At 35.3% G+C, this 425-nt stretch carries 1 tRNA gene and 1 rRNA gene; both read right to left on the bottom strand.

Features of this window, described 5'->3' with window-relative positions:
• Position 1: 1 nt before the first annotated feature.
• Positions 2–76 (bottom strand) — tRNA-Asn (locus KGF50_RS21900).
• A 6-nt stretch (positions 77–82) separates the two neighbouring features.
• Positions 83–199: ribosomal RNA gene (gene rrf, locus KGF50_RS21905) — 5S ribosomal RNA — on the bottom strand.
• Positions 200–425 lie beyond the last annotated feature (226 nt).

Raw genomic sequence — 425 nt, forward strand, 5'->3', positions numbered from 1 at the left:
TTGGCTCCAAGGGTGGGGCTCGAACCCACAGCCTACCGGTTAACAGCCGGTTGCTCCACCGTTGAGCTACCTTGGAATATTTACGTGGCTATGTCTTACTCTCCCAGGCAGTTTCCCACCAAGTACCATTAGCGCTAAAGAGCTTAACTTCTGTGTTCGGAATGGGAACAGGTGTATCCTCTTTGCTATTATAACCACATATTGCCTATTTATAAGACAAGTATTATATTAACATCTTTATTTTTAAATGTCAATACTTTTAAAGTACTAAATAATAATAGTTTTTTATTAAATACCTTCCATTAATTGAAGTTAGTACTTTACATAGAGTTAACACTCTAAAAACTGCATATATATTTTAATCAATGAACATCAAATAAATATTGGTCAAGTCCTCGACCTATTAGTATCGATAAGCTAAATAC

The sequence above is a fragment of the Clostridioides sp. ZZV15-6598 genome (assembly GCF_020657705.1).
Taxonomy (GTDB): domain Bacteria; phylum Bacillota; class Clostridia; order Peptostreptococcales; family Peptostreptococcaceae; genus Clostridioides; species Clostridioides difficile_F.